This is a genomic window from Pseudomonas sp. FP603 (assembly GCF_030687415.1).
GTDB classification, from domain to species: domain Bacteria; phylum Pseudomonadota; class Gammaproteobacteria; order Pseudomonadales; family Pseudomonadaceae; genus Aquipseudomonas; species Aquipseudomonas wuhanensis.
Map to the genome: position 1 here is coordinate 1,808,044 of NZ_CP117431.1, position 26,849 is coordinate 1,834,892.

Consider the following 26,849-nt stretch of genomic DNA (forward strand, 5'->3'; position numbering starts at 1 on the left):
ATTCTTAGTGAGTATTCGACCTCTTTTCGCTGCCCTGGCCGTTCTGGCTCTGGCGGGTTGTGCAGCCGATCCGGCGCCGAATGAACAAATCCGCCTGACCGAACAGGCCCTCGAACAAGCCAAGGCCGTGGGTGCCACCGCCGACGAAGTGCCGGAGCTGAAACTGGCTGAAGACAAGTTCAAGCGTGCCAAGGGCAACATGGCCGATCAGTCCTTCAAGAATGCGCGCATGCGGGCCGAGCAGGCCGAGCTGGACGCGCGTTTGGCCGAAGCACGGGTTCTGACCCTCAAGAGCGAGGAGCAGTTGAACGTGCTCAATACCCGCATCACTCGCCTGCGCAAGCAACTGGGAGATGCCCAATGAGCCTGAAAACCAAAGCACTCGGCGGTTTGATCCTGGCCGGCTGCGCAAGCCTTTATGGCTGCGCTGGTCAACACAGCGAAACCGCAATCCAGCAGGCCGGCACCGACTTTCAGAAGGTCAAGGAAGACTCCAACGTGCTGCGCATTGCGCCCAAGGACGTAATCCGTGCCGGCGAGTCGCTGGCCCGCGCCGATCGTCTGTCCAGCTACTGGGGCAGCGGTTCGGACGTTGTGCATTACGCCTACCTGAGCCGGCGCTACAGCGAAATCGCCCGGGAGCACACCAATCAAGTGCTCAACGAGGAACGCGCGGCGAAGCTCGAACTCGAGCGTCAGCGCCTGCAATTGGCCCTGCGTGAGTCCAAGTTGCTCAGCGTGCAGCAACAGGGCAAGTGGCTCGAAGAGCAGATCGTGGCGTTGGCGACTACCCAAACCGACCGTGGTCTGGTGATGACCCTGGGCGATGTGCTGTTCGATACGGGTGAAGCAGAGCTGAAAAGCTCGGCAAACCGCGTGGTGCTGAAGATCGTCCAGTTCTTGCAGCTCAACCCCAAGCGCGTGGTGCGGATCGAGGGCTATACCGACAGCACTGGCGGTAAGCAGGAAAACCTCAAGCTGTCCCGCGACCGTGCACAATCAGTGGCTGACGTGCTGATGGACCTGGGCATCGAAGACAAACGCATCCAGGTCGAAGGTTACGGCGATGAATATCCGGTGGACGTGAACGCTTCCGAGCGCGGTCGTGCACAGAACCGTCGGGTGGAAATTGTGTTCTCCGACGAAAAAGGCCAGCTCGGCGCCGCCCGCTAAGGGCTGCGTTACTGGAAAACCCGGCCTGTCAGCAGTGCCGGGTTTTTTTGTGCCTGCCAATCAGCGCAACACTCTCCATAAAAACAGTACAGTTTTTGCTGACACTGCACTGTACGGTCGTCTATTGTGGCAACTGTCCCAGTACACTTCTAAACTGTTCCGGTATTGTTTCACACAAGAATAAAATGCCCGTGAAATCGAGTGCTGCGTCATGACCAATCTCTTGCTCTATCAACGAATTGCTCAGCAACTGGCCGAAGACATCCGCCGCGGTGTCTATCAACCGGGGGAGCGCGTGCCTTCGGTGCGCAAGATGAGCTCGCAGCTCAACGTCAGCCATGCAACGGTGTTGCAGGCCTACGCCAACCTTGAGGATCAGGGGCTGATCCGTGCCCGCCCCCAGTCCGGTTACTACGTGCACCAGACACCAGCGCTCACGGCGCCAACCCCGGACATTGCCCGGGTTGAGCGACCTGGCCTCGTCACCCGCAGCAGCATCATTCAGCAAGTCCTGGTCGAATCCCGCCGCGAAGGCGTCTTCCCGTTGGGCGCCGCCGTACCCAGTGTTGACTATTTACCGGTGCGGGCGCTGCATCAGCAACTGGCCAAAGTCACCCGTTTCCATAGCCCTCGGGCATTCAGCTACATGTTCAGCCCCGGTTTCGAGCCGTTGCGTCGGCAAGTGGCGATCCGCATGCGCGATGCCGGCGTGGTGGTCGATCCGTCGGAAGTGGTGATCACTCACGGCTGCGTCGATGCATTGCAGATGTCTCTACGCGTGTTGACCCGGCCGGGTGATCTGATCGCGGCCGAATCGCCGACCTATTACGGTTTGCTGCAACTGGCCGACCTGCTGGGGCTGAAAGTCATCGAAATCCCTAGCGATCCGGCCACCGGCATGAGCCTCGAAGCCCTGCAACTGGCGGCCAACCAGTGGTCGATCAAGGCGCTGGTGCTGACCACGCGCCTGAGCAATCCCTTGGGCGGCACCATGCCCGAAGAGCGGCAGAAACAATTGCTGCGCCTGGCCTCGGATTTCGATATTCAGGTCGTCGAAGACGATATTTATGGCGAGCTGATGTTCGAGCAGGGTCGCACCAAATCACTTAAGGCCTATGACCGGCTTGATCGGGTGATCTATTGCTCCAGTTTCTCCAAAACCCTGTCGCCTGGTGTGCGCATCGGCTGGATGATTGCCGGCAAGTATCAGCAGGAAATCCAGCGCTTGCAGACTTTCAGTACCCATTCAGCCTGCAGCGTCACGCAAATGGGCATCGCGGCCTATCTGGAGAACGGCGGTTACGACCGGCATTTGCGCTACATCCGTCAGGAGTACCGCAAGAACCTCAGCGCTTTCCAGTTGGCGGTGCAGCAGTACTTTCCGGAAGGCACGCAGATGACCCGGCCCACTGGCGGCTTCATTCTGTGGGTCAGCCTGCCGGGGCGGGTCAACACGCAGGAGCTGCATGTGCGTGCGTTGCAGCAGGGCATCAGCATTGCGCCGGGGCTGATTTTCAGTAATACCGAGCAGTTCAATCACTGCATTCGCCTGAACTGTGGCATCCCCTGGAACCGCGAGGCCGAGCGTGCATTGATGACGTTGGGGTTGCTGGCGACGCAACTTTGTCAGGAGACGACGAGCGGTTTTTGACTTGCCAGGCGGTTCTGCATTGGCCGCTTGTCTTGTCCTCTCCAACAGGCGAGCATATAGCCTTCTGCCGTTCACGCCGTTGGGTCCATGAAGCCGATTTTTCCTGCCGCCTGGTTGTTGATCTGCCTGTTAATGACCTGTCACCCGGAAGGCGTCATGGCGGCTTCTGTGCAGGAAAAACCGACAGCCAGCACACCCGCGAAAAAAGCGGCGCCGGTCAAAAAGACCGCACCGGCCAAAAAGAAGGTTGCAGCGGTCAAAAAACGCTCCCCCATTGCTTCCAAGTCGAAACCGGCGAGTGAAGTCGTGAAAACCAAACTCCCTTCGGCAAATCTCGACTTGAGCTTGCCCAAGGACATGGTCGAAGAACTGAAGCCGGTCGGCACGGTACAGTTGCCCCGACACGATGCGCTGTTGCCGCAAATGTTCGGTGACAAGAGCAGCCCGTTTCAGCTCAACGGTCGCCTGCTCAGCAACGAAATGCAGCTGCAACTGCGCAATGAAGAGCGTCGGGAAGTTGAAGGCGCTGCGCTGGAATTCGAGTTCAAGCAGTAAATCCCTCCCATTCGTGACCCGCGGACCAGACGCTTTGTCGGAGACTGGTCAGTCACGTTCGTTTGAGCGAAAAAACCCGGGCTCAGGTAATTTTAAACAGTCGTTTTAGCCGTTACTCTGTGCCACGTCCCTTTACCCGTCGCGAGGAGCTTGTCGTCATGAAATGCCGTGAAGGCTGTGGCGCCTGTTGCATTGCCCCTTCCATCAGTTCGCCGATTCCCGGCATGCCCAATGGCAAAGCCGCTGGAGAACGTTGCGTACAGCTGTCCGCCGATAACCTGTGCAGTATTTTCGGCGAGCCGGAACGTCCTGCGGTGTGTTCGGCATTTGAAGCCGATGTCGAGGTCTGCGGAAGCAGCAGCGACGAAGCGATCAAGTTGCTGGGCTGGTGGGAGCAAATGACGGCCGCGTGATGTGTTCAACGAACGGAACTTCAACAATAAGGAATAAGACTATGGGTTCGCTGCATCGTATGGCTGTGTTGTGTGGTTTGACGGTTTTGCTGGCCTCCACGGCCCAGGCCGAAGAATGGAAAACCGCCAAGGAAGAAGAGGGCATCAAGGTGTCCTTGAGCGAAGTGGCCGGTTCCCAATACAAGGCTTACCGTGGCGTGACCGTCATGAAGACCACCATGGCCAAACTGCGTGCATTGCAGGAAGACGTGCCGGGTGCCTGTGCATGGATTCACGAGTGCAAGACTCAGAAGTTGCTCAAGCACGAAGGCAGCCAGAGCTGGACCTACACTCAGTTCAATACCCCTTGGCCGGTCACTCCTCGCGACTCCGTGTTGCATGTCACCACCATTGAAAGCGCCGATGGCAGCCTGACCCGAGAATTGGAAGGACAGCCGAAGTACCTTGCGGAAGAAAAAGGTTTTGTACGGGTCGCCCAGGTCAAAGGTTTCTGGAAGCTCGTGCCTAAAGGCGATCAAGTCGAAGTGACTTATCAGGCCCATACCGAACCCGGCGGCAGCGTGCCTTCGTGGTTGGCCAACAAGTTTGTGGTCGATGCACCGTTCAATACCCTCAAAGCCCTGAAAGAACGGGCCGAGAAGTAACCGCTTACTCTTTGATATGGCCTGTTCGGCAACGCCCCGATTTGATCGGGGGCGTTTGCGTTTTTTACCAAGGGCGGGGGCTTTATTTTGTTTCTGGATATGCGTTGAACGAAATTTTCACAAAGCCTCCAAGACAATTCATTCGCGCACCAACCTGTCCGCCTCCGCAACTTTGCGCCACGTCTCTTGTGCCAGAGCGCTACAGGCGACAGTCGGGCCTGCGGGTCAGTAATCAATGGTAATGCCGCGGGTGATCGTGCAACATTTGCGCACCGCGCAAGCCCGCTCCCACAGGTTAACTGACCGGCATCAGGCAAGGCGCCGCTGTATTTTTGAAACTTCAACTTCCAATGGGTCCTAAAACGACATGGCAAACTCGGACGCCCTGAGTCAGCAGCGAGCTTCTAGTCGCCTGCTGCAACCGACCGTCAAATCGCATCTGGCCTACACACTGTTGTGTGCCCTGGTCATGATGGTCATGTTCAGCCTGCTGCGCGTGGCGCTGCTGGTCTATAACAGCTCGATGATCCTCGACACACCGGCTTCGACATTTCTGGAAGCGTTCGCCAACGGCCTGCGTTTCGACTTGCGTCTGGTGGTTTACCTCTGCATTCCGCTGCTGCTGGCATTGTTCAGCGCCCGGGCCATGGCCGCCCGCGGGTTCTTCCGGTTGTGGTTGACCGTTGCCTCGAGCATCGCGCTGTTCCTCGGCCTGATGGAGATGGACTTTTACCGCGAGTTTCACCAGCGCCTCAACGGTCTGGTCTTCCAATACGTGAAAGAAGACCCGAAAACCGTGATGAGCATGCTCTGGTACGGTTTTCCGGTGGTTCGCTACCTGTTGGCCTGGGCCGTGGGCACGTTGATCCTGACCCTCGCGTTCAAGGGCGCCGACCGCGCCACGCGTCCTCGCGGGCCGTTCAGCGGTGGCAGCATTGGTACGCGGCAGGTCGCTCCGTGGTATGCACGTGGCATGGTATTCGTAGTCTGCCTGCTGGTCTGCGTGGTCGCGGCTCGTGGCACTCTGCGTCAGGGCCCGCCAATGCGTTGGGGTGACGTTTACACCACCGACTCGAACTTCGCCAACCAGTTGGGCCTCAACGGCACGCTGTCGTTGATCGCGGCGGCCAAGAGCCGGATGTCCGAACATCGTGACAATGTCTGGAAGGCAACACTGCCACAGCCCCTGGCCCAGCAGACCGTGCGCGATATGTTACTGACCTCGAGCGACAAGCTGGTCGATCCCGAGACCGCCGCGGTGCGTCGCAATTTCAGCCCCGACACCAACAAGACACTGCCGATCAAGAACGTCGTGGTGATCCTGATGGAAAGCTTCGCCGGTCACTCGGTGGGTGCTCTGGGTCGTCCGGGTGAAATCACCCCGTACTTCGACAAACTGTCGAAAGAAGGCCTGTTGTTCGACCGATTCTTCTCCAACGGCACCCATACCCACCAGGGCATGTTCGCCACCATGGCCTGCTTCCCGAACTTGCCGGGTTTCGAGTACCTGATGCAGACGCCTGAAGGCAGCCACAAACTGTCCGGCCTGCCGCAGTTGCTCAGCGCCCGTGACTACGATGACGTGTACGTCTACAACGGCGACTTCGCCTGGGACAATCAGTCCGGCTTCTTCAGCAACCAGGGCATGACCAACTTCATCGGGCGTAATGACTTCGTCAACCCGGTGTTCTCCGATCCGACCTGGGGCGTGTCCGACCAGGACATGTTCAACCGTGGTCTGGAAGAATTGAAGGCCCGCGATGGCAAGGACAAAAAGCCGTTCTATGCCTTGCTGCAAACGCTGTCCAACCACACGCCGTACGCTTTGCCCACGCCATTGCCGGTGAAGCCTGTGACCGATCGTGGCAACCTTAACGAACACTTGACCGCCATGCGCTACTCCGACTGGGCGCTGGGTCAATTCTTCGAACAGGCCCGCAAAGAGCCGTACTTCAAGGAAACCCTGTTCGTGGTGGTCGGCGACCACGGTTTTGGCAATGAACAGCAAATTACTGAAATGGACCTGGGCCGCTTCAACGTACCGATGCTGATGATCGGGCCGGGCGTCCAGGAAAAATTCGGCCAGGTCGACCACACCGTCGGCACCCAGATTGACATCGTGCCGACCATCATGGGCCGTATCGGTGGTGACGTGGTTCAACAATGCTGGGGTCGCGATTTGCTGAACCTGCCGGAAGGCGACAAGGGTTTTGGCGTGATCAAGCCGTCGGGCAGCGATCAGACGGTTGCATTGCTTACCGGGGATCGTGTGCTGGTACTGCCCAAAGAGATGCCGCCGAAGTTGTATCAATACGAACTGGGCGCTAACCCGAAAGGTGAAGTGATCCCGGCATCGGCGGACGAAGCGGCGCTCAAGCAAAAGCTCGAGTCGTTCATTCAGACGGCCACCAAAAGCCTGATCGATAACACCGCCGGTGTAGTTGACGGCAAGCCGGACTAAGTTTTCGCGCAATAGAAAAGAGGCCCTTCGCAGGGCCTCTTTTTTTGCCGGCAAAACCTTTATATCTTGCCAAGTAGCAGCAGGATCAACAGCACCACCAACACCACGCCGATGATACCGGACGGGCCGTAACCCCAACTTCTGGAGTGCGGGAAGACCGGCAAGCCACCTATCAACAACAGGATAAGAATAACGATAAGAATTGTGCCCATGTCTGTTTCCTTGTTGGAAGCGTTGTGGATTGACCTAGGGTTTTAGCTATCAGCTGGGCTTGTATTAATCCTAGCTGCTTACAAAATCCGACTCATGGGTATGAAGAAAAATTCCAGGTTTTTTTAATGTATTTGGAAAGCACGTTTATTTCTTTTACTGCGTCTCAAAGTTGAAACAACCGAACCGCGCCATGATTCATCGTTGGCCATTCAGCAATCTGATGGAGCGTGGGTCGTGCATTATCCTTCGCTACACTCGGTGCATCTTCCCCGGAACAACAAGGCTGTTTGCTATGCAAAATCGCATGATGATCACTGGCGCGGGCTCAGGCCTGGGTCGCGAAATCGCGCTGCGCTGGGCGCGTGAAGGCTGGCAGCTGGCCTTGTCGGATGTCAGTGAGCCTGGCCTGCAAGAAACCCTCAAGCTGGTTCGCGAAGCCGGCGGTGACGGTTTCATCCAGCGTTGCGATGTGCGCGACTACAGCCAGCTGACGGCGTTCGCCCAAGCCTGTGAAGAGAAGCTCGGCGGCATCGATGTCATCGTCAACAACGCCGGTGTGGCCTCGGGCGGGTTCTTCAGCGAACTGTCGCTGGAAGACTGGGACTGGCAGATCGCGATCAACCTGATGGGCGTGGTCAAGGGCTGCAAGGCCTTCCTGCCGCTGCTGGAGAAAAGTAAAGGCAAGATCATCAACATCGCCTCGATGGCGGCACTGATGCAAGGTCCGGCCATGAGTAACTACAACGTGGCCAAGGCGGGTGTGGTGGCTTTGTCCGAAAGCCTGTTGATCGAACTGGCCCATGAGGAAGTCAGCGTGCATGTAGTCTGCCCGTCATTCTTTCAGACCAACTTGCTGGACTCCTTCCGCGGCCCGACCCCGGCCATGAAGGCCCAGGTCGGTAAGTTGCTGGAAAGTTCGCCGATCAGCGCTGCTGACATTGCCGATTACATCTATCAGCAGGTCGCCGCCGGCGAGTTCTTGATTCTGCCTCACGAGCAGGGCCGCATGGCGTGGGCGATCAAACAAAAAGATCCGCAAGTGCTCTACAACGAAATGACCGTGATGGCCGACAAAATGCGCGCCAAGGCCAAACAAAACGCAGGCTGAACTTGCCCGTGCGCAACACCATCGTTAGGGTGGCCGCAACCGGCCATCCTCACGAGACGTCTGCATGCTCAATTACCTGTGGTTTTTCCTCGCCGCGCTGTTCGAAATCGCCGGCTGCTTCGCCTTCTGGATGTGGCTGCGCCAGGGTAGAAGCGCTTGGTGGGTCATTCCGGCGTTGCTCAGCCTGATTTTGTTCGCTGTGTTGCTGACCCGGGTCGAAGCGAGCTACGCCGGCCGCGCCTATGCCGCCTACGGTGGCATCTACATCATTGCGTCGATCGGCTGGCTGGCGGTGGTCGAGCGGATTCGTCCACTGGGCTCGGACTGGATTGGCGTGGCGCTGTGTGTGATCGGGGCGAGTGTCATTCTGTTTGGCCCACGCTTTTCCGTTTCCTGAAGGATCGGTCCTTCATTCAGCCGGTTTGTCGGAAGCGTCCGTCAGGGCGATGCATCCTGCGCCGTAGGGCGAGACTGTTTTGCTGCTGTTGCATTGAACACCCGCTACGCGACGGGCATCTTCAAGGGCCGGTAACCCTGAAGGATGAATGCCATGCTTGTACTCAGTCGCGTTGTGGGCGAGTTGATATCCATTGGTGACAACATTTCCGTGCGGGTTCTCGCCGTCAACGGAAGCAGCGTGCGCTTCGGCGTTGAAGCGCCGCAGCAGGTCAACGTACATCGCGCCGAAGTCTATGAGCGCATCCAGATCAAACAGGCCAAAGCCAAAGCTCGTTAAGGGTCTCAGTCAAACAGATGCTTGGGCACGTCGTGCTTGAGCATCAACTGGCATTGTTCGCTTTCCGGATCGAAGACGATCAACGCCTGGCCCTTGGTCAATGCCTGGCGAACACGCAAGACACGGGTTTCCAGCGGTGTGTCATCGCCGTTGTCCGTGCCGTCGCGGGTCACGAAATCCTCGATCAGGCGGGTCAGGGTATCGACTTCAAGTTGGTCGTGGGGGATCAGCATAAGGCACCTCGGCTAAACAATGGCGCGATGCTACGGCGAATGAACGGGGGCGGCTAGCCTTGACCTGATGTGTTGGCTGATCTGTCCTCATCGCGGGCAAGCCCGCTCCCACAGTTGACCGCATTTCCCTGTGGGAGCGGGCTTGCCCGCGATGGCAATCTTTCATGCGAAGAAAATGCCTGGGTCAGCTATCTGTGCGCTGCCCAATCAAACTATCCACCGACGGCACCCGCGTATCGCTTTCCATCTGCGTCTCGTGTTCGATCTGATGACTGAACCGGTCCAGCGATCCCGTGGCCGGTTGTGCATCGCTGGCGAATACCGGCGGGCTGAGGATGTAGGCACCAAGCAGGCGGCTGAGGGCGGCGAGGCTGTCGATGTGCGTACGTTCATAGCCATGAGTGGCGTCGCAACCGAAGGCCAGCAGGGCGGTGCGAATGTCGTGGCCAGCCGTGACGGCCGAATGCGCATCGCTGAAGTAGTAGCGGAACAAGTCGCGGCGCGCCGGCAGCTCGTTGTCGCTGGCCAGGCGCAGCAGGTGACGCGACAGGTGATAGTCATAAGGCCCGCCGGAATCTTGCATTGCCACACTCACCGCGTGTTCGCTGGAGTGCTGGCCGGGCGCGACTGGCGCGATGTCGATGCCGACGAATTCGCTGACATCCCAAGGCAGGGCGGCGGCTGCACCGCTGCCGGTTTCTTCGGTGATGGTGAACAGCGGATGGCAGTCGATCATCAGTTCTTCACCGCTGTCGACAATCGCTTTCAGCGCCGCCAGCAGTGCGGCAACGCCGGCCTTGTCATCGAGGTGACGGGCGCTGATGTGGCCGCTTTCGGTGAACTCCGGCAACGGGTCGAAGGCGACGAAATCGCCGACGCTGACTCCCAGCGAATCGCAATCGGCGCGGGTGGCGCAGTAGGCGTCCAGGCGCAATTCGATGTGATCCCAGCTGATCGGCATTTCATCCACGGCGGTGTTGAACGCGTGCCCGGAAGCCATCAACGGCAACACGCTGCCGCGAATCACGCCATTGTCGGTGAACAGACTGACGCGGCTGCCTTCGGCAAAACGGCTGGACCAGCAACCGACCGGCGCCAAGGTCAGACGGCCGTTGTCCTTGATCGCGCGAACCGCCGCGCCAATGGTGTCCAGGTGGGCGGATACCGCGCGGTCCGGGCTGTTCTTCTTGCCCTTGAGGGTGGCGCGGATGGTGCCGCGACGAGTCATTTCAAAGGGAATGCCCAACTCTTCGAGGCGTTCGGCGACGTAACGCACGATGGTGTCGGTGAACCCGGTGGGGCTGGGAATGGCGAGCATTTCCAGCAGGACTTTTTGCAGGTAACTGAGGTCCGGTTCGGGAATTTTGCTGGTCATGGAAACTCCTGATGAAGTGAGAGCTGATCGTTCCCACGCTCTGCGTGGGAATGCAGCCGGGGACGCTCTGCGTCCCAAGCGGACGCGGAGCGTCCGAGGAGTCATTCCCACGCAGAGCGTGGGAACGATCATGAGGGGCCGGGCACTACATCCCTAAGAGGCCGCCGGCTGACTATGCGGAAACAACAAATCCACAAACCGCTCGGCCGTCGGCTGCGGTTCATGGTTGGCCAGCCCGGCGCGTTCATTGGCTTCGATAAACACATACTCCGGCTGGTCGGCGGCCGGCACCATCAGGTCGAGCCCGACCATCGGAATATCCAGCGCCCGCGCCGCGCGCACCGCCGCATCCACCAAGGTCGGATGCAGAATCGCCGTGACGTCTTCAAGAATACCGCCGGTATGAAGATTCGCCGTGCGCCGCACGAACAGATGCTCACCGGCCGGCAGAATGCTGCTGTAGTCGTAACCCGCAGCCTGCAAGGTGCGCTGGGTCTCATGGTCCCGCGGGATTTTGCTTTCCCCGCTGGTCGCCGCCTGACGGCGACGGCTCTGGGCCTCGATCAGCGCACCGATGGAATGCTGACCATCGCCCACCACTTCCGCCGGCCGGCGAATGGCGGCGGCGACCACTTCAAAACCGATCACCAGAATCCGCAAGTCGAGGCCTTCATGGAAGCTTTCCAGCAGTACTCGACTGTCGAAGGTGCGGGCGTTTTCGATGGCTTGCTGGACCTCTTCGATGGTGCGTAAATCCACCGCCACCCCTTGGCCCTGTTCACCGTCCAGCGGTTTGACCACCACCCGTTCGTGCTCGTCGAGAAACGCCAGATTGTCGTCCGCGCTCCCCGCCAGTTGTTGGACGGGCATTCTAAGGCCGGCGTTTTTCAGCACCTTGTGGGTCAGGCTTTTGTCCTGGCACAACGTCATGCTGATGGCGCTCGTCAAGTCGCTCAGGGATTCGCGGCAACGTACCCGCCGACTGCCGTGAATCAAGGTAAACAGGCCGGCTTGCGCGTCATCCACTTGCACATCAATGCCGCGCCGATGAGCCTCCTCGACGATGATTCGCGCATACGGATTGAACTCGGCTTCCGGGCCGGGGCCGAGAAACAATGGCTGGTTGATGCCGTTTTTGCGCTTGATGGCGAAGGTCGACAAGTTGCGAAAACCGAGCTTGGCGTAAAGACTTTTCGCCTGACGGTTGTTGTGCAGCACCGATAGGTCCAGATAACTCAGGCCACGGCTCATGAAGTGTTCGATCAAGTGCCGCACCAGCACTTCACCGACGCCTGGGCGGGAACATTGCGGATCGACCGCCAGGCACCACAGGCTGCTGCCGTTTTCCGGGTCGTTGAAGGCCTTGTGATGATTCAGGCCCATGACGCTGCCGATGATCGCGCCGCTGTCCTCGTCTTCGGCCAGCCAGTAAACCGGGCCGCCCTGGTGATGAGGTGTCAGCAGACTCGCATCAATCGGCAACATGCCGCGCGCCTGATACAGCTGATTGACGGCCTGCCAGTCCGCTTCGCTTTGCGCTCGACGGATGCGAAAACCGCGAAACACCCGGGTGGACTGGCGGTAATCGCTGAACCACAGGCGCAAGGTGTCGGACGGGTCGAGAAACAGTTGCGCCGGCTCCAGCCCCAGCACTTGCTGGGGCGCGGCAACGTACAAGGCGATGTCCCGCTCACCGGGCTGCTCATTGAGCAACTCTTGGGCAAGGCTCGTTGCATCGGGAAAGGTATGGCCGATCAGCAGCCGGCCCCAACCGCAATGCACCGCGATTGGCGCGGCGCTCAATTCACTGCCGTCTTCGGCCAGGCGCGCCTGCAAGCGTTCGTAGGAGGGCGCCTGACCGCGCAACAAGCGTTGGCTGTAAGCCGTGGCGTGAGGTTTCATCGATCAGATTCCTTGTTCACTGAGCCACAGGTTCAGCGCTGCCAATTGCCACAGCTTGGAGCCGCGCAACGGGGTCAGTTGACCTTGCGGATCGGTCAGCAGGCGGTCGAGCATGGCGGGGTTGAACAGGCCACGATCCTGACTCGGATCGAGCAACAGTTCACGCACCCAGTTCAGCGTATCGCCCTGCAAATGCTTGAGGCCGGGGACCGGGAAGTAGCCTTTTTTGCGGTCGATCACTTCACTCGGAATGACCAGCCGCGCCGCTTCTTTCAAGACTTGCTTGCCGCCATCCGGCAGTTTGAACTTGCCGGGCACCCGCGCCGACAATTCCACCAGGCGATAGTCGAGAAACGGCGTACGCGCTTCCAGACCCCAAGCCATGGTCATGTTGTCGACTCGTTTGACCGGGTCGTCCACCAGCATCACGGTGCTGTCCAGACGCAAGGCTTTGTCCACGGCTGCGTCGGCACCCGGCTGAGCGAAATGCTCTTTCACGAAGTCGCCGGCCGCGTCGTTGGCCGTCAGCCATTTCGGCTGCACCGTGGCCGCGTAGTCGGCGTAGCTGCGGTCGAAAAACGCATCGCGATACGCCGCGTACGGATCGCTCGCACCGTCCACCTGCGGATACCAGTGATACCCGGCGAACAACTCGTCCGCGCCCTGACCGCTTTGCACCACCTTGCAATGCTTGGCCACTTCGCGCGATAGCAGATAGAACGCGATACAGTCATGGCTGACCATCGGCTCGCTCATGGCGCGGAATGCCGCGGGCAGTTGCTCGATGATCTCTTTTTCGTCGATGCGCAGTTGGTGATGTTGTGTGCCGTAGTGCTTGGCGATCAGGTCCGAATACTGGAACTCGTCACCGCGCTCGCCGCCGGCATCCTGGAAACCGATGGAGAAGGTCGACAGGTTTTCAACGCCGACTTCACGCAACAGACCGACCAGCATGCTCGAATCGACACCGCCGGAAAGCAGCACGCCAACATCCACCGCCGCCCGTTGACGGATCGCCACCGCATCACGGGTGCTGTCGAGCACGCGATCGCGCCAGTCTTCGAGGGTCAGGTTCAACTCGTCGGCGTGTGGGCCGTAGGGCAGGGTCCACCAGGTTCTCTGCTCGGTGGTGCCGTCCGCTTCGATGCGCATCCAGCTCGCCGGGGGCAGTTTTTCGATGCCCGCCAGCAAGGTGCGCGGGGCCGGGACCACCGCGTGGAAATTCAGGTAATAATTGAGCGCGACTGGATCCAGAATCGGGTTGATGTCGCCGCCCTTGAGCAATGCCGGCAGGGCCGAGGCAAAGCGCAGACGTTGACCGGTGCGCGACAGGTACAACGGCTTCACGCCGAGACGGTCGCGGGCAATGAACAGTCGCTTGGCGTCGCGCTCCCAAATGGCGAAGGCGAACATGCCGTTGAGTTTGGGCAACAGGGCTTCGCCCCAGGCGTGATAGCCCTTGAGCAGCACTTCGGTGTCGCCGCCGGAATAGAAGGCGTAACCAAGGCTTTCCAGCTCGGTGCGCAGTTCCGGGAAGTTGTAGATCGCGCCGTTGAAGGCCAGGGACAAGCCCAGCTGGTTGTCGATCATCGGCTGCGCCGAGCCGTCCGACAGGTCCATGATTTTCAGGCGCCGATGGCCCAGGGCAATCGGCCCCTGGCTGTGGAAACCCCACGCATCAGGGCCGCGAGGGGCCAGGTGATGGGTGATTCGTTCTATGGCTGCGAGGTCCGCAGGTTGATGGTCGAAACGTAATTCTCCAGCTAATCCGCACATAAGTCCTTACCGGTTTTTCCGTTGGGGAGGGTCAATCGATACCCGCCAAAAACGGCGGGTACTCAGAAACTGACCCAGGTGAATCCCTGGAGTTTTAGACCGATAAGTTATAAGGCTGCGGGTCAGGCTTTTCCGCGGATCAATTGGCGCAAGGCAAAACGGTTGGGATGGCAGGCCTCGGCCACCGCTTTCGGCAAGGGCAGGGGCTCGTTCTCAAGCCATGCCGCCAACAGCTCGCCAGACAACGGCGCGGTGATCAAACCGCGAGAGCCGTGACCGCTGTTGACGTAAAACCCATCCAGCCACGGGCAAGGCACATCAGGCACTTGCCGGGCATCTTTGCTCAATGCGGCATAGGCCTCGGCGAAGGCGACCTGTTCGGCCAGCGGTCCGACGATCGGCAGGTAATCCGGGCTGGTGCAACGGAACGCCGCGCGCCCTTCAAGCTGTTGCGGGTCCAGATCTGGAACATGCAGACGGGCGACCAGGTCAGTGGAGATTTCCTCGAGCAACGCCAGGTTGCCGAGGTGTTCGGCGACGGTCGGGGTCAGCTCATCGCTTTTGAAATCGAAGCTGGCGCCGAGTGTGTGTTCGCCCAGGCGTGCGGGCGCTACATAGCCTTCGGCGCAAACGACGGTCGCCAGGCTCTGGCTTTCAGGGGTTTGCGCCAGTCGGGTGATTTGGCCGCGAATACGTTTGAGGGGCAGGTCGGCGCTGTAGGGGAAGCGCTTGATCTCGGCGGCACCGGCCAGAATCACCACGGGCGCGCTGGCCAGCAGCGTATCTCCGTCCCAGGCCTGCCATTGGTCATCGACCTTGCGCAGTTCCAGCACCTCGCGATGGGGTAGCCACTGGATGTTCGTTGAGGACGCCTGCCACTGGCACAACGCGGGGGGATGAACCCAGCCGCCTTCAGGGTAGAACAAGCCGCCATGCTCCAATTCAATGCCGGCTCGGGCCTGGGCTTGCGGTTGATCGAGCAGGTGTACCAGGCTCGGTGAAAAGGCCGCGGCCAATTGCGCCTGACGCTCGGCTTCCTTGGCATTGAAGGCCAGTTGCAAGACTCCGCAATCGTCCCAGTCGACGCCACGTTGCAGCTGTTCCAGCAGCCGTCGGGTGTAGCCAAAACCGCTGACGATCAATTGCGACAACGCCGTGCCATGGGCCGAAAGTTTGAGGTAGAGCACGCCCTGAGGATTGCCCGAGGCTTCCTGCGCGAGTGCTTCGTGGCGGTCGAGCAGGCTCACTTGCCAACCCCGAGCAGCCAGGCTGGCGGCACTGGCGCAACCGGCCAGCCCGGCACCGATCACCAGGGCGTGACGCTCGCCGGTCAGCGGTTGTGGGCGAGCGAACCAGGGTTTTGCCGTGGCTGGCTTAGCGGTCTCTTCAGGCCAGCCGAGGAACGTGCCCCGCAGGATCTCCCATTTATGGCCGATGCCCGGCGTGCGCTTCATCTTGAAGCCTGCCGCGTTCAGCAACCGGCGCACCCAGCCGGTGCTGGTGAAGGTGCTGATGGTCGAGCCGGGTGCCGCCAGACGAGCCAGTTCGGCAAACAATTCGGCGGTCCACATGTCAGGGTTTCTCGCCGGGGCGAAACCGTCGAGAAACCAGGCGTCGATCTGCGCATCCAGTTGCGGTAATTGCTCCAGTGCATCGCCGATCAGCAGGGTCAGGGTGACGCGGCCGTTGTCCAGCACCAAGCGCTGAAAGCCTTGATGGATCGCTACGTATTGCGCCAGCAGTTGATCGGCAAACGGCTTGAGTTCCGGCCATAACGCCAGGGCCCGTTGCAGATCGGGCGCGCTCAGCGGGTATTTTTCGACACTGACAAAATGCAGCCGCGCACCGGCCACCGCGTGCTGTTCGAACAACTGCCAGGCACAGAGAAAATTCAGCCCGGTACCGAAACCGGTCTCGCCAATCACCAGTCGACCATCCACCGGCAAGGCGGCGAAACGGTCGCGCAAATCGTTTTGCTCCAGAAACACATAACGGGTTTCTTCAAGGCCCGACAGGTCGGAAAAATACACATCATCAAACACCCGCGAGCGCGGGCGACCTTGGTCGTCCCAGTCGAGCTGGGCGTGGGGCAATACAGGTTTCATGGCAGGCTCGGTAACGGCAAGGTGGCCATTCTAGCCGATCGCCGCAGCGGTGCTTGATCCATGGCAAGGCGCTTCAATTTTTGCAGCACCGCACACCTCAAACTCCGCTAGTCTTGCTCAATCCTGGAAGGAGCTGCTCTATGTTCGAATCCGCCGAAATCGGTCATGCCATCGACAAAGAAACCTATGACGCCGAAGTACCGGCCCTGCGTGAAGCCTTGCTCGAAGCGCAGTTTGAACTTCGGCAGCAACACCGCTTTCCGGTCATCATTTTGATCAACGGCATCGAAGGGGCCGGCAAGGGCGAGACGGTCAAGTTGCTCAATGAATGGATGGACCCGCGTCTGATCGAGGTGCGTACGTTCGACCAGCAGACTGACGAAGAGCTGGCGCGACCACCGGCCTGGCGCTACTGGCGGATGCTCCCCGCCAAGGGGCGCATGGGGATTTTCTTCGGCAACTGGTACAGCCAGATGCTGCAAGGGCGGGTTCATGGTTTGTTCAAGGATCCGCGACTCGATCAAAGTATCAACGGCGCCGAGCGGCTGGAGAAAATGCTGTGCGACGAAGGCGCGCTGATCTTCAAGTTCTGGTTTCACCTCTCCAAAAAACAAATGAAAGCACGGCTCAAGGCGTTGGCCGATGACCCGCTGCACAGCTGGCGTATCAGCCCGCTGGACTGGCAACAATCCGCGACCTACGACAAATTCGTGAAGTACGGCGAACGGGTGCTGCGCCGGACCAGCCGCGACTATGCGCCGTGGCATGTGATAGCCGGCGTGGACGCGCACTATCGCAGCCTGACGGTCGGCAAAATCTTGCTCGAGGGCCTGCAGAGCGCGCTGAAGAGACCCAGGATTCACCCGCACAAAGTCAGCGCAGCGCCTTTGTTTCCCAGCGTCGATCAAATGAATCTGCTCGACAGCCTGGACCTGACCCTGCAGCTGGACAAGGACGATTACGAAGAGCAACTGATTACCGAGCAGGCACGGTTTTCCGGTCTGATGCGCGACAAGCGCATGCGGCGTCACGCGTTGATTGCGGTGTTCGAAGGCAACGACGCGGCCGGCAAGGGCGGGGCAATTCGTCGGGTGGCCGCGGCGCTCGACCCACGCCAGTACGACATCGTGCCGATCGCCGCACCTACCGAGGAAGAACGGGCGCAGCCGTATCTCTGGCGGTTCTGGCGGCATATTCCGGCGCGGGGGAAATTCACTGTGTTCGACCGCTCCTGGTATGGCCGGGTGCTGGTGGAGCGCATCGAAGGCTTTTGCAGCAAGGCGGACTGGATGCGCGCCTATGGCGAGATCAACGACTTCGAAGAGCAGATCGCCGATGCTGGAGTGATCGTGGTCAAGTTCTGGCTGGCCATCGACAAACAGACTCAGATGGAGCGTTTCCAGGAGCGCGAAGCAATCCCCTTCAAACGCTTCAAAATCACTGAAGACGACTGGCGCAATCGCGGCAGATGGGAGGACTATCGCGTCGCCGTCGGCGACATGGTCGATCGCACCAGCACCGAGATATCGCCATGGACTCTGGTGGAAGCCAACGACAAGCGCTGGGCGCGGGTCAAGGTCCTGCGCACCATTAACCAGGCGCTGGAAGAGGCCTTCGAAAAGTCCGACAAGCGCGAGAAGAAACTGCAAAAACGCAAGCGCTGAACCGATGGCTACGCATACGCGGGGTGAATGATTGTCGCGGTCAGTCATAGGGTGGACTTATGCTCGGTCCAACTCCTGACTGACAACAACAATGAGGTGTATGCCATGCGTGAAGTGGTGATCGTCGACAGCGTACGGACCGGCCTGGCCAAATCCTTTCGCGGCAAGTTCAATATGACCCGTCCGGACGGCATGGCGGCCCACTGCGTTAACGCGCTGCTCACGCGCAATGATGTCGACCCGGCCAGCGTCGAGGATTGCATCGTCGGCGCCGGCTCCAACGAAGGCGCCCAGGGTTTCAACATCGGTCGCAACGTCGCGGTGCTGTCGCACCTGGGCATCGGCACGGGAGGCATGACCCTTAACCGCTTCTGTTCGTCGGGCTTGCAGGCCATCGCCATTGCCGCCAATCAGATTGCTTCGGGCTGCAGCGACATCATTGTCGCTGGTGGCGTCGAGTCGATCAGCCTGACCATGAAAAGCGTCAACACCGACAACCTGATCAACCCGCTGCTGAAAGAGCAGGTGCCGGGCATCTATTTCCCCATGGGCCAGACCGCCGAGATCGTCGCGCGTCGTTACGGTGTCAGTCGCCAGGAGCAGGATGTGTACGCCCTGCAAAGCCAGCAGCGTACCGCCCTGGCGCAGGCCGCCGGGTTGTTCAACGATGAAATCGTGCCAATGGCGGTGAAGTATCGCGTTGAAGACAAGGCCACCGGCCAGGTGCAGATCCTCGACGGCATCGTCGACCATGACGACTGCAACCGCCCGGACACCACCCTGCAAAGCCTGGCCGGGTTGAAACCGGTGTTTGCCGAAGACGGCTCAGTGACCGCCGGCAACTCCTCGCAACTGTCTGACGGCGCTTCGATGACCCTGGTGATGAGCCTGGAAAAAGCCCTGGCGCTGGGGCTCAAGCCCAAAGCCTTCTTCCGCGGTTTCGCCGTGGCAGGGTGCCAGCCGGACGAGATGGGCATCGGCCCGGTGTTCTCGGTGCCGAAGTTGCTCAAGGCCAAGGGTTTGCAGGTTGCCGACATTGATCTGTGGGAGCTCAACGAAGCGTTCGCCTCGCAATGCCTGTACAGCCGCAACCGGCTGGAAATCGATAACGACAAGTACAACGTCAACGGCGGCTCGATTGCCATCGGCCATCCGTTCGGCATGACCGGTTCGCGCCAGGTCGGGCACATCGTGCGTGAGTTGCAGCGGCGTAACCTGCGTTACGGCATCGTCACCATGTGTGTGGGTGGCGGGATGGGGGCTACGGGGTTGTTTGAGGCCGTGCGGTAAGTACCGAGGTTTGTAGAGACTGTTGCATTGCTATCGCGGGAAAGCCCGCTCCCACAGTAATCAGCGGCGATCACAAATTCTGCGAACGCCACAAAACCTGTGGGAGCGGGCTTGCCCGCGATGCAGGCGCCGCGGTTTACCGGCTCATGCACAAGAACTGCATCCGCTCGATATACGCCTGAATCTCACGCACCGCTGCCTCCCGGTTTTCAAACGGCCCCTCCAGCGTGCGTTCCCGCGTGGTGAAATACAGCTCTCCATTCACACGACACAAGCGGTCACAACGAAAGTGGGTGGCGGGGGCGTTGTCTTGGGCGCGCATGCCGTACATGGGCGATCTCCTGCGGATGACGTTTTCAATGAGCTTATGCATGAACCACTTGCCACGCCTGGCCACCTGATCGACGGCATATCGTCAACTTTAGGGTGCGACCTGCACAGTTTCATTCGCGGCCCGGCGGCAACTGTCCCTGTGTCGCGCCCCGGTCTGGGCCTAGAATGACCGTTTTCGCCAATCGGCTTCGGGGTCAGCATGCATATTTCATCGGGTCGCTGGGTTTATGGTCTGTTCCTGGCCTTGCTGACCGCGTTGCTGTGGGGAATCCTGCCGATCAAGCTCAAGCAAGTGCTGCTGGTGATGGACCCGGTGACGGTGACCTGGTTTCGCCTGCTGGTGTCCGGCGGTTGCCTGTTCATTTATCTGGCGGCGACCAAACGCCTGCCGAGTCGCAAAGTTCTCGGCCCGCGCGGTGGCTGGCTGGTGTTGATGGCGGTCCTCGGACTGGTCGGCAATTACGTGCTGTACCTGATGGGCCTGAACCTGCTCAGCCCCGGTACCGCGCAACTGGTGGTGCAAATGGGCCCGATCATGTTGCTGATCGCCAGTCTGTTCGTGTTCAAGGAACGGTTCAGCGTAGGGCAGGGGGTTGGCCTGTTGGTGCTGCTGATCGGCTTTGCGCTGTTCTTCAATCAGCGCTTGAGTGAGTTGCTCACCTCCCTGACCGATTACACCGCCGGTGTGCTGATGGTGCTGTTGGCGTCCACGGTCTGGACCTTCTATGCCTTGGGTCAGAAGCAGTTGCTCACGGTGTGGAATTCGTTGCAGGTGATGATGGTGATTTACCTGTTCTGCGCGTTGTTGCTCACGCCATGGGTGCATCCGCTGGAGGCGCTGCAACTGAGCCCGCTGCAAGGCTGGCTGCTGCTGGCGTGCTGTTTGAACACCTTGATCGCTTACGGTGCCTTCGCCGAAGCCCTGGCCCATTGGGAAGCCTCGCGAGTCAGTGCGACGCTGGCGATCACGCCGCTGGTGACCTTCGCCGCCGTGGCCATGGCTGCGTGGTTATGGCCGGAGTATGTGCATGCCGAGCAGATCAATGGCCTGGGTTATGGCGGGGCGGTATTGGTGGTGTTGGGTTCGGCGCTGGTGGCGTTGGGGCCATCGTTGATGGCGGGGCTCAGGGCCCGGCGGGTGCGGATGGCAGTCACACGGTAGACCGCGTTATCGTTCATCGCGGGCAAGCCACGCTCCCACAGGTTTTGTGTCGATCACAATACCCGTGAGCGACCCGAATCCTGTGGGAGCGTGGCTTGCCCGCGATGACTGACTATCAACCGCCGCAAGTTTCAACCTTTGGCGCCGGCCTCCAGCATATTCTCCGGCCTCACCCACGCATCGAACTCTTCATTCGTCAGGTAGCCCAGCTGCAACGCCGCCTCGCGCAAGGTCAGCCCCTCGCCATAAGCCTTCTTGGCAATCTCTGCCGATTTGTCGTAACCGATGTGCGGGTTCAGCGCCGTCACCAGCATCAAACCTTGTTCCAGATGCTCGGCCATTTTCTCTGCATCCGGTTCCAGCCCGGCGATGCAATGCTGCTGGAAGTTACTGCAGCCATCGCCCAGCAAGCGGATCGATTGCAGCAGGTTGTGGATGATCACCGGTTTGAACACATTCAATTGCAGGTGGCCCTGACTGGCGGCAAAACCGATGGCAACGTCGTTGCCCAATACCTGGCAGGCCAGCATCGACAGGGCTTCGCACTGAGTCGGGTTGACCTTGCCGGGCATGATCGAACTGCCCGGCTCATTGGCCGGCAGTTTCACTTCGGCAAACCCCGCTCGCGGTCCGGAGCCCAGCAGGCGCAGGTCGTTGGCGATTTTCATCAGGGTTACGGCGAGGGTTTTCAGTGCGCCGGAGAGGGTGACCAACGGCTCGTGACCAGCCAGGGCGGCAAATTTATTGGGGGCCGTAACGAACGGCAGGCCGGAGAGGGCGGCCAGTTCAGCAGCGATCGCTTCGCCAAAACCGTGGGGCGAGTTCAATCCGGTGCCGACCGCGGTGCCACCCTGAGCCAGCTCACAGACGGCCGGCAATGCACTGCGGATCGCCCGCTCGGCGTAATCCAGTTGCGCGATGAACGCCGAGAGTTCCTGGCCGAAGGTAATCGGCGTGGCGTCCATCATGTGGGTACGACCGGTCTTGACCAGTTTCATGTGCCGCGCGGACAGCTCCGCCAACCCGCCGGACAACTCAGCGATCGCCGGCAACAATTGCTGTTGCACCGCCTGAACCGTCGCGATGTGCATGGCCGTGGGGAAGCAGTCGTTGGAGCTCTGGGAGCGGTTGACGTGATCGTTGGGGTGCACCGGGGTCTTGCCGCCACGCGGGTTGCCGGCCAGTTCGTTGGCGCGACCGGCGATCACTTCGTTGACGTTCATGTTGCTCTGGGTGCCGCTGCCGGTCTGCCAGACCACCAGCGGGAACTGCTCGTCGTGGTCACCGTCAAGTACTTCGTCGGCGGCTTGTTCGATCAGCCGGGCGATGTCGGCGGACAGGTCGCCATTGCGATCGTTGACGCGTGCCGCGGCTTTCTTGATCAGGGCCAGGGCGTGCAGCACCGCCAGCGGCATGCGCTCGTTGCCGATGGCGAAGTTGATCAGCGAGCGTTGCGTCTGAGCGCCCCAGTAAGCGTCATCCGGGACTTCCACCTGGCCCAGGCTGTCGGTTTCGATACGGCTCATCATGCACACTCCTGTAGGTCTGATAGCGCAGTTTAGGCTGTGATCGTCGGCCGTGGTTCCATCAGTCTGGAATTTGACCGTTCAACCCCTCTAAATCAGGCGCGACAAGGCTTGGGGTTGAGTGACACACTTTTTTAGGTGCAGAATGGACGCCCTTGAGGTTTTGCCTCGCCTGCTAGAAAAGGAAACTCGATGACTCGTCTTCGTGCCATCTGTACCGCGGTTGCACTGGTTTGCGCCAGCGGCCAGGTTTTTGCCGATACCGCCAGCCACAACGCCAGTGCCGAAGCTTTCCTGACCCTGGCGCACGCTGACAAATTGGGCACTCCGGTGTACATGCAAGTGCAGCAAATGTTCGCTCAGCGCTTTGAACAGACCAAAGCTCCTGAATCGAAAAAAGCCCTGCTGGAAACCTATCAAGCCAAGGCCAACGCCGCTCTGGACGCAGCCATTGGCTGGAACAAGCTGAAGCCGGACATGGTCAAGCTTTACACCACCAATTTCAGCGAATCCGAACTCAAGGATCTGGTTGCGTTCTACCAGTCGCCACTGGGCAAGAAAGTCCTGGAAAAAATGCCGCAGCTGACTCAGCAATCGGCCCAGATGACTCAAGCCAAGCTGGAAAGCGCGGTGCCTGTGGTCAACAAACTGCTGGCTGACATGACGGCCGAGCTGGAGCCTAAAGGCGCCGCTCCTGCCAAGAAAAAGCCTTAAGCGGAGTTCGGGATGACCATGCAACAACGCATCGAATCGACGCTGGGGCTGCTACAGCCCGAGCATCTGCAAGTGCTGGATGAAAGCCACATGCACAGCCGTGGGTTACAGACCCACTTCAAGGCGGTGGTGGTCAGCCGGCAGTTCGAAGGGCTCAATCGCGTCAAGCGTCACCAGAAGGTGTACGGCACTTTGGGCGAACTGATGGGCGAGTTCCATGCGTTGGCGCTGCATACTTACACGCCGGAAGAATGGGCACAGATCGATGCGGCTCCGGCCTCGCCTACCTGTGCTGGCGGCAGCAAGCATTAAACATCGGTTTTTTGCTAGAATCCGCAACGCGCCGCTCACCCGGCGCGTTTTTTTTCGCATCCGGTTCACCCCTTACGAGGGTAGCCACCTGGAGAATTACCCATGACACAACAGATTGTCGTGGCGGCACTGTATAAGTTCGTCACCCTGGAAGATTACGTCGCCCTGCGCGAGCCGCTGCTGCAAGCAATGGTCGACAACGGCATCAAAGGCACGCTGCTGATCGCCGAAGAAGGCATCAACGGCACTGTGTCTGGCAGCCGCGAAGGCATTGACGGGCTGATGGCCTGGCTCAAGAACGACCCGCGCATGGACGACATCGACCACAAAGAGTCGTACTGCGACGAGCAGCCGTTCTACCGCACCAAAGTCAAACTCAAGAAAGAAATCGTCACCCTCGGCGTCGAAGGCGTGGACCCGAATAAAAGTGTCGGCACTTATGTGGATCCGCAGAACTGGAACGCGCTGATCAGCGATCCTGAAGTGCTGCTGATCGACACCCGTAACGACTATGAAGTCTCGATCGGGACCTTCGAAGGCGCCATCGATCCGAAGACCACCAGTTTTCGCGAATTCCCCGACTACATCAAAGCCAATTTCGACCCGGCCGTGCACAAGAAAGTCGCGATGTTCTGCACCGGCGGCATTCGCTGCGAGAAGGCTTCGAGCTACATGCTCAGCCAGGGTTTCGATGAGGTTTATCACCTCAAGGGCGGCATTCTGAAGTACCTCGAAGAGGTGCCGCAGGAAGAAACCAAATGGCAGGGCGACTGCTTCGTGTTCGATAACCGCGTGACCGTGCGTCACGACCTCAGCGAAGGCGACTACGATCAATGTCATGCCTGTCGTACGCCCGTCAGTGTGGAAGACCGCGCATCCGAGCATTACGTGGCCGGCATCAGTTGCCCGCATTGCTGGGATAAGCTGAGCGAGAAAACCCGTCGCAGTGCCATCGACCGGCAGAAGCAGATCGAACTGGCCAAGGCGCGCAACATGCCGCACCCGATCGGTTACAACTACAAGCAAACTCCTTCCGAGGCTTGAACCATGTCTGCATGTCGCCTGCTCTATGTGATGGATCCGATGTGTTCCTGGTGCTGGGGTTTTGCACCAGTGGCCAACGCGCTGGTCGAGCAGGCGCAGGCAGCGGGGGTGGACGTGCATCTGGTCGTCGGCGGTTTGCGTACCGGCAGCGGCTCAGCGCTGGAGCCGACCACCCGGCGCTACATTCTTGAGCACTGGCAAGCGGTGCACGAGGCCACCGGCCAACCGTTCAAGTTTGAAGGCGCGCTGCCCGACGGGTTTGTCTACGACACCGAGCCTGCCTGTCGGGCGCTGGTGACGGCGCGCAGCCTGGCACCGGATTGCGCCTGGAAACTGCTCGGGTTGATCCAGCATGCGTTCTACGCCGAAGGTCGCGACGTCACCCACGCCAGCGTGTTGGTGGAGCTGGCAGAGCAGGCCGGTTTGCCGCGTATCGAGTTCGCCGCCGCTTTCGACCGTGCCGATCAGCACGCGGCGACCGCTGCCGATTTCACCTGGGTCCAGGACCTGGGCATTGCCGGTTTCCCGACCTTGCTGGCGGAGCGTGATGGTCAATTGGCGTTGCTGACCAATGGTTATCAGCCTTTGAGTGTGTTGTCACCGTTGCTCGGCCGCTGGCTGGAGCGCGCTGCCTGTGCATGACCTGCCCGACGACGTTCCAGCCCCTGCACGTGTCGACCGTCTGAGCTGGGCGGAAATCCGTCGCCTGGCCCTTCACCATAAAAAATCCTTGTGGATCGCCAACGGCGTCGCGGTATTGGCAACGCTGTGTAGCGTGCCGATCCCCTTGCTGTTGCCGTTGCTGGTCGACGAAGTGCTACTGGGCCACGGCGACGCCGCGCTGAAAATCATGAACCACGCGCTGCCCGACGTCTGGCAAAAAGCCGCGGGTTACATTGGCCTGATGCTGCTGGTGACTCTGGCGCTACGCTGTGCTGCGTTGTTGTTCAATGTGGTGCAGGCGAAGTTATTTGCAGCGCTGGCCAAAGACATCGTGTATCGGATTCGGGTTCGGTTGATCGAGCGACTCAAGTGCATCTCACTGGGGGAATACGAAAGCCTGGGCAGCGGCACGGTCACTACGCACCTGGTCACCGACCTGGACACGCTGGACAAATTCGTCGGCGAAACCCTCAGTCGTTTCCTCGTGGCCATGCTGACGCTGGTGGGCACCGCCTCCATCCTGATGTGGATGCACTGGAAACTCGCGCTGCTTATTCTGTTGTTCAACCCGCTGGTGATTTATGCCACGGTGCAGTTGGGCAAGCGGGTCAAACACCTGAAGAAACTCGAGAACGACAGCACCTCGCGCTTCACTCAGGCCTTGACCGAAACCCTGGATGCCATCCAGGAAGTGCGCGCCGGTAATCGTCAGGGCTTTTTCCTCGGGCGGCTTGGCCAGCGAGCGCGTGAAGTGCGCGATTACTCGGTGAACTCGCAATGGAAAACCGATGCATCGAACCGTGCCAGCGGCTTGCTGTTCCAGTTCGGCATCGATATTTTCCGTGCCGCGGCCATGCTCACCGTGCTGTTTTCCGACCTGTCCATCGGCCAGATGTTGGCGGTGTTCAGCTACCTGTGGTTCATGATCGGTCCGGTGGAACAACTGCTCAACCTGCAGTACGCCTTTTACGCTGCCGGCGGTGCGCTGTCGCGGATCAACGAACTGCTGGCCCGTGCAGACGAGCCGCAATACACCGGCAGTGTCGACCCGTTTCAAGGGCGCGACACGGTGGGCATCGAAGTTCAGGGACTGAGTTTCGGCTACGGCGACGAGTTGGTGCTGAACCAAATGAACCTGTCGATTGCCCCCGGTGAAAAAGTCGCGATTGTCGGCGCCAGCGGTGGCGGTAAAAGCACCCTGGTGCAGTTGCTGCTGGGCTTGTACACGCCGCTGGCCGGCACCATCCGTTTCGGTGGTTCGACTCAGGAAGAGATCGGTCTGGAAACCGTGCGTGAAAATGTCGCCGTGGTCTTGCAGCATCCAGCACTGTTCAACGACACCGTGCGCGCCAACCTGACCATGGGCCGTGAACGCAGCGACGAGGCCTGCTGGCAGGCGTTGGAAATTGCTCAGTTGCACAACACGGTGCGTGAATTGCCCAATGGCCTGGACAGCATTGTCGGGCGATCCGGTGTGCGTTTATCCGGCGGGCAGCGTCAACGCCTGGCGATTGCGCGGATGGTGTTGGCCGAACCCAAGGTGGTAATCCTCGACGAGGCCACGTCCGCCCTGGACGCGGCCACCGAATACAACCTGCACCAGGCATTGGCGCGGTTCTTGAGCAACCGCACCACGCTGATCATTGCGCATCGGTTGTCGGCCGTGAAGCAGGCTGACCGGGTGCTGGTGTTCGATGGTGGGCAAGTTGCCGAGGATGGCGACCATCAGCAATTGATTGCTGATGGTGGGTTGTATGCAAAGCTTTATGGGCATTTACAGCGGTGGTAAGTGGTGT

At 59.8% G+C, this 26,849-nt stretch carries 26 protein-coding genes; 18 read left to right on the forward strand and 8 right to left on the reverse strand.

Annotated features, from left to right (window positions below; translation table 11 throughout):
* Positions 1-7: 7 nt before the first annotated feature.
* From PSH65_RS08325 to PSH65_RS08355, 7 genes are all read left to right on the forward strand, one after another.
* The gene (locus PSH65_RS08325; protein ID WP_008073146.1) at positions 8-364 is read left to right on the forward strand and encodes a DUF4398 domain-containing protein; all 357 of its coding nucleotides are present in this window, start codon (positions 8-10) and stop codon (positions 362-364) included.
* Entirely contained in the window at positions 361-1,173 is an 813-nt protein-coding gene (locus PSH65_RS08330) for an OmpA family protein (protein WP_305425767.1), read from the forward strand. The genes PSH65_RS08325 and PSH65_RS08330 overlap by 4 nt, the downstream gene beginning before the upstream one ends.
* Positions 1,174-1,384: 211 nt before the next feature.
* Positions 1,385-2,824: a PLP-dependent aminotransferase family protein gene (locus PSH65_RS08335; protein WP_305425768.1), complete on the forward strand. Its 1,440-nt coding sequence runs from the start codon at positions 1,385-1,387 to the stop codon at positions 2,822-2,824.
* A gap of 87 nt (positions 2,825-2,911) precedes the next feature.
* Positions 2,912-3,379 (forward strand): translation initiation factor 2, encoded by a 468-nt coding sequence (locus tag PSH65_RS08340; RefSeq protein WP_305425769.1) that lies wholly within the window; start codon positions 2,912-2,914, stop codon positions 3,377-3,379.
* A gap of 158 nt (positions 3,380-3,537) precedes the next feature.
* Positions 3,538-3,792 carry a YkgJ family cysteine cluster protein gene (locus PSH65_RS08345; RefSeq protein ID WP_305425771.1) on the forward strand — a complete coding sequence of 85 codons (255 nt, stop codon included), beginning with the start codon at positions 3,538-3,540 and terminating at the stop codon, positions 3,790-3,792.
* Positions 3,793-3,833: 41 nt separating this feature from the next.
* Complete coding sequence (locus PSH65_RS08350) at positions 3,834-4,436, forward strand: START domain-containing protein (protein ID WP_305425772.1); 603 nt, start codon at positions 3,834-3,836, stop codon at positions 4,434-4,436.
* 367 nt (positions 4,437-4,803) lie between these two features.
* Entirely contained in the window at positions 4,804-6,897 is a 2,094-nt protein-coding gene (locus PSH65_RS08355) for an LTA synthase family protein (RefSeq protein ID WP_305425774.1), read from the forward strand.
* 59 nt (positions 6,898-6,956) lie between these two features.
* Here PSH65_RS08355 and PSH65_RS08360 read toward each other — a convergent pair whose 3' ends face one another.
* Positions 6,957-7,109 carry a DUF3309 family protein gene (locus PSH65_RS08360; RefSeq protein WP_008012020.1) on the reverse strand — a complete coding sequence of 51 codons (153 nt, stop codon included), beginning with the start codon at positions 7,107-7,109 and terminating at the stop codon, positions 6,957-6,959.
* Between the two features lie 293 nt (positions 7,110-7,402).
* On the opposite strand from PSH65_RS08360, the gene PSH65_RS08365 reads away from it, so the two are divergent.
* The 3 genes from PSH65_RS08365 (at position 7,403) to csrA (ending at position 8,954) form a co-directional block, all read left to right on the forward strand.
* A complete protein-coding gene (locus tag PSH65_RS08365) occupies positions 7,403-8,218 on the forward strand; it encodes an SDR family oxidoreductase (protein WP_305425775.1) in 816 nt (271 codons plus the stop codon).
* A 64-nt stretch (positions 8,219-8,282) separates the two neighbouring features.
* Positions 8,283-8,615, forward strand: a complete 333-nt coding sequence (locus PSH65_RS08370) for a YnfA family protein (RefSeq protein ID WP_305425776.1) — start codon at positions 8,283-8,285, stop codon at positions 8,613-8,615.
* Between the two features lie 153 nt (positions 8,616-8,768).
* Positions 8,769-8,954 carry a carbon storage regulator CsrA gene (gene csrA, locus PSH65_RS08375; RefSeq protein WP_064616631.1) on the forward strand — a complete coding sequence of 62 codons (186 nt, stop codon included), beginning with the start codon at positions 8,769-8,771 and terminating at the stop codon, positions 8,952-8,954.
* 5 nt (positions 8,955-8,959) lie between these two features.
* Here csrA and PSH65_RS08380 read toward each other — a convergent pair whose 3' ends face one another.
* The 5 genes from PSH65_RS08380 to mnmC all read right to left on the reverse strand — a co-directional run bounded on the left by PSH65_RS08380 (position 8,960) and on the right by mnmC (position 16,345).
* Positions 8,960-9,187 (reverse strand): YheU family protein, encoded by a 228-nt coding sequence (locus PSH65_RS08380; RefSeq protein ID WP_003199186.1) that lies wholly within the window; start codon positions 9,185-9,187, stop codon positions 8,960-8,962.
* 184 nt (positions 9,188-9,371) lie between these two features.
* Positions 9,372-10,562, reverse strand: coding sequence for an osmoprotectant NAGGN system M42 family peptidase (locus tag PSH65_RS08385; protein WP_305425778.1), 1,191 nt, complete (start codon positions 10,560-10,562; stop codon positions 9,372-9,374).
* Between the two features lie 153 nt (positions 10,563-10,715).
* Positions 10,716-12,464: an N-acetylglutaminylglutamine synthetase gene (ngg, locus tag PSH65_RS08390; protein WP_305425780.1), complete on the reverse strand. Its 1,749-nt coding sequence runs from the start codon at positions 12,462-12,464 to the stop codon at positions 10,716-10,718.
* A 3-nt stretch (positions 12,465-12,467) separates the two neighbouring features.
* Positions 12,468-14,240 carry an N-acetylglutaminylglutamine amidotransferase gene (locus PSH65_RS08395; RefSeq protein WP_305425781.1) on the reverse strand — a complete coding sequence of 591 codons (1,773 nt, stop codon included), beginning with the start codon at positions 14,238-14,240 and terminating at the stop codon, positions 12,468-12,470.
* 122 nt (positions 14,241-14,362) lie between these two features.
* A complete protein-coding gene (gene mnmC / locus PSH65_RS08400; RefSeq protein WP_305425782.1) occupies positions 14,363-16,345 on the reverse strand; it encodes a bifunctional tRNA (5-methylaminomethyl-2-thiouridine)(34)-methyltransferase MnmD/FAD-dependent 5-carboxymethylaminomethyl-2-thiouridine(34) oxidoreductase MnmC in 1,983 nt (660 codons plus the stop codon).
* Between the two features lie 140 nt (positions 16,346-16,485).
* Between mnmC and pap the strand changes: the two genes are divergently transcribed.
* Both pap and PSH65_RS08410 read left to right on the forward strand, forming a co-directional pair.
* Positions 16,486-18,009, forward strand: coding sequence for a polyphosphate:AMP phosphotransferase (gene pap / locus PSH65_RS08405; protein WP_305425783.1), 1,524 nt, complete (start codon positions 16,486-16,488; stop codon positions 18,007-18,009).
* Between the two features lie 105 nt (positions 18,010-18,114).
* Positions 18,115-19,299, forward strand: a complete 1,185-nt coding sequence (locus tag PSH65_RS08410) for a thiolase family protein (protein WP_305425784.1) — start codon at positions 18,115-18,117, stop codon at positions 19,297-19,299.
* 136 nt (positions 19,300-19,435) lie between these two features.
* On the opposite strand, the gene PSH65_RS08415 is transcribed toward PSH65_RS08410, so the two are convergent.
* Positions 19,436-19,630, reverse strand: coding sequence for a DUF6316 family protein (locus tag PSH65_RS08415; RefSeq protein WP_218397630.1), 195 nt, complete (start codon positions 19,628-19,630; stop codon positions 19,436-19,438).
* A 201-nt stretch (positions 19,631-19,831) separates the two neighbouring features.
* Here PSH65_RS08415 and PSH65_RS08420 point away from each other — a divergent pair, with 201 nt between their 5' ends.
* Entirely contained in the window at positions 19,832-20,794 is a 963-nt protein-coding gene (locus PSH65_RS08420) for a DMT family transporter (protein WP_305425785.1), read from the forward strand.
* 131 nt (positions 20,795-20,925) lie between these two features.
* Here PSH65_RS08420 and PSH65_RS08425 read toward each other — a convergent pair whose 3' ends face one another.
* Positions 20,926-22,320 carry a class II fumarate hydratase gene (locus PSH65_RS08425; protein ID WP_305425786.1) on the reverse strand — a complete coding sequence of 465 codons (1,395 nt, stop codon included), beginning with the start codon at positions 22,318-22,320 and terminating at the stop codon, positions 20,926-20,928.
* 192 nt (positions 22,321-22,512) lie between these two features.
* Between PSH65_RS08425 and PSH65_RS08430 the strand changes: the two genes are divergently transcribed.
* From PSH65_RS08430 to PSH65_RS08450, 5 genes are all read left to right on the forward strand, one after another.
* Positions 22,513-23,034, forward strand: a complete 522-nt coding sequence (locus PSH65_RS08430) for a DUF2059 domain-containing protein (RefSeq protein WP_008071591.1) — start codon at positions 22,513-22,515, stop codon at positions 23,032-23,034.
* Positions 23,035-23,046: 12 nt separating this feature from the next.
* Positions 23,047-23,346, forward strand: a complete 300-nt coding sequence (locus PSH65_RS08435) for a BolA family transcriptional regulator (RefSeq protein WP_007939900.1) — start codon at positions 23,047-23,049, stop codon at positions 23,344-23,346.
* A gap of 102 nt (positions 23,347-23,448) precedes the next feature.
* Positions 23,449-24,390: a rhodanese-related sulfurtransferase gene (locus PSH65_RS08440; protein ID WP_305425788.1), complete on the forward strand. Its 942-nt coding sequence runs from the start codon at positions 23,449-23,451 to the stop codon at positions 24,388-24,390.
* 39 nt (positions 24,391-24,429) lie between these two features.
* Positions 24,430-25,032: a DsbA family protein gene (locus PSH65_RS08445; RefSeq protein ID WP_187326510.1), complete on the forward strand. Its 603-nt coding sequence runs from the start codon at positions 24,430-24,432 to the stop codon at positions 25,030-25,032.
* The gene (locus PSH65_RS08450) at positions 25,025-26,842 is read left to right on the forward strand and encodes an ABC transporter ATP-binding protein (RefSeq protein ID WP_305425790.1); all 1,818 of its coding nucleotides are present in this window, start codon (positions 25,025-25,027) and stop codon (positions 26,840-26,842) included. Before PSH65_RS08445 ends, PSH65_RS08450 begins: the two co-directional genes overlap by 8 nt.
* The last annotated feature ends 7 nt before the right edge of the window (positions 26,843-26,849 follow it).

Coding starts and splice junctions, on each gene's coding strand:
- PSH65_RS08330 (WP_305425767.1), top strand. CDS start 361: ATGAGCCTGAAAACCAAAGCACTCGGCGGTTTGATCCTGGCCGGCTGC.
- PSH65_RS08335 (WP_305425768.1), top strand. CDS start 1,385: ATGACCAATCTCTTGCTCTATCAACGAATTGCTCAGCAACTGGCCGAA.
- PSH65_RS08340 (WP_305425769.1), top strand. CDS start 2,912: ATGAAGCCGATTTTTCCTGCCGCCTGGTTGTTGATCTGCCTGTTAATG.
- PSH65_RS08345 (WP_305425771.1), top strand. CDS start 3,538: ATGAAATGCCGTGAAGGCTGTGGCGCCTGTTGCATTGCCCCTTCCATC.
- PSH65_RS08350 (WP_305425772.1), top strand. CDS start 3,834: ATGGGTTCGCTGCATCGTATGGCTGTGTTGTGTGGTTTGACGGTTTTG.
- PSH65_RS08355 (WP_305425774.1), top strand. CDS start 4,804: ATGGCAAACTCGGACGCCCTGAGTCAGCAGCGAGCTTCTAGTCGCCTG.
- PSH65_RS08360 (WP_008012020.1), bottom strand. CDS start 7,109: ATGGGCACAATTCTTATCGTTATTCTTATCCTGTTGTTGATAGGTGGC.
- PSH65_RS08365 (WP_305425775.1), top strand. CDS start 7,403: ATGCAAAATCGCATGATGATCACTGGCGCGGGCTCAGGCCTGGGTCGC.
- PSH65_RS08370 (WP_305425776.1), top strand. CDS start 8,283: ATGCTCAATTACCTGTGGTTTTTCCTCGCCGCGCTGTTCGAAATCGCC.
- csrA (WP_064616631.1), top strand. CDS start 8,769: ATGCTTGTACTCAGTCGCGTTGTGGGCGAGTTGATATCCATTGGTGAC.
- PSH65_RS08380 (WP_003199186.1), bottom strand. CDS start 9,187: ATGCTGATCCCCCACGACCAACTTGAAGTCGATACCCTGACCCGCCTG.
- PSH65_RS08385 (WP_305425778.1), bottom strand. CDS start 10,562: ATGACCAGCAAAATTCCCGAACCGGACCTCAGTTACCTGCAAAAAGTC.
- ngg (WP_305425780.1), bottom strand. CDS start 12,464: ATGAAACCTCACGCCACGGCTTACAGCCAACGCTTGTTGCGCGGTCAG.
- PSH65_RS08395 (WP_305425781.1), bottom strand. CDS start 14,240: ATGTGCGGATTAGCTGGAGAATTACGTTTCGACCATCAACCTGCGGAC.
- mnmC (WP_305425782.1), bottom strand. CDS start 16,345: ATGAAACCTGTATTGCCCCACGCCCAGCTCGACTGGGACGACCAAGGT.
- pap (WP_305425783.1), top strand. CDS start 16,486: ATGTTCGAATCCGCCGAAATCGGTCATGCCATCGACAAAGAAACCTAT.
- PSH65_RS08410 (WP_305425784.1), top strand. CDS start 18,115: ATGCGTGAAGTGGTGATCGTCGACAGCGTACGGACCGGCCTGGCCAAA.
- PSH65_RS08415 (WP_218397630.1), bottom strand. CDS start 19,630: ATGTACGGCATGCGCGCCCAAGACAACGCCCCCGCCACCCACTTTCGT.
- PSH65_RS08420 (WP_305425785.1), top strand. CDS start 19,832: ATGCATATTTCATCGGGTCGCTGGGTTTATGGTCTGTTCCTGGCCTTG.
- PSH65_RS08425 (WP_305425786.1), bottom strand. CDS start 22,320: ATGAGCCGTATCGAAACCGACAGCCTGGGCCAGGTGGAAGTCCCGGAT.
- PSH65_RS08430 (WP_008071591.1), top strand. CDS start 22,513: ATGACTCGTCTTCGTGCCATCTGTACCGCGGTTGCACTGGTTTGCGCC.
- PSH65_RS08435 (WP_007939900.1), top strand. CDS start 23,047: ATGACCATGCAACAACGCATCGAATCGACGCTGGGGCTGCTACAGCCC.
- PSH65_RS08440 (WP_305425788.1), top strand. CDS start 23,449: ATGACACAACAGATTGTCGTGGCGGCACTGTATAAGTTCGTCACCCTG.
- PSH65_RS08445 (WP_187326510.1), top strand. CDS start 24,430: ATGTGTTCCTGGTGCTGGGGTTTTGCACCAGTGGCCAACGCGCTGGTC.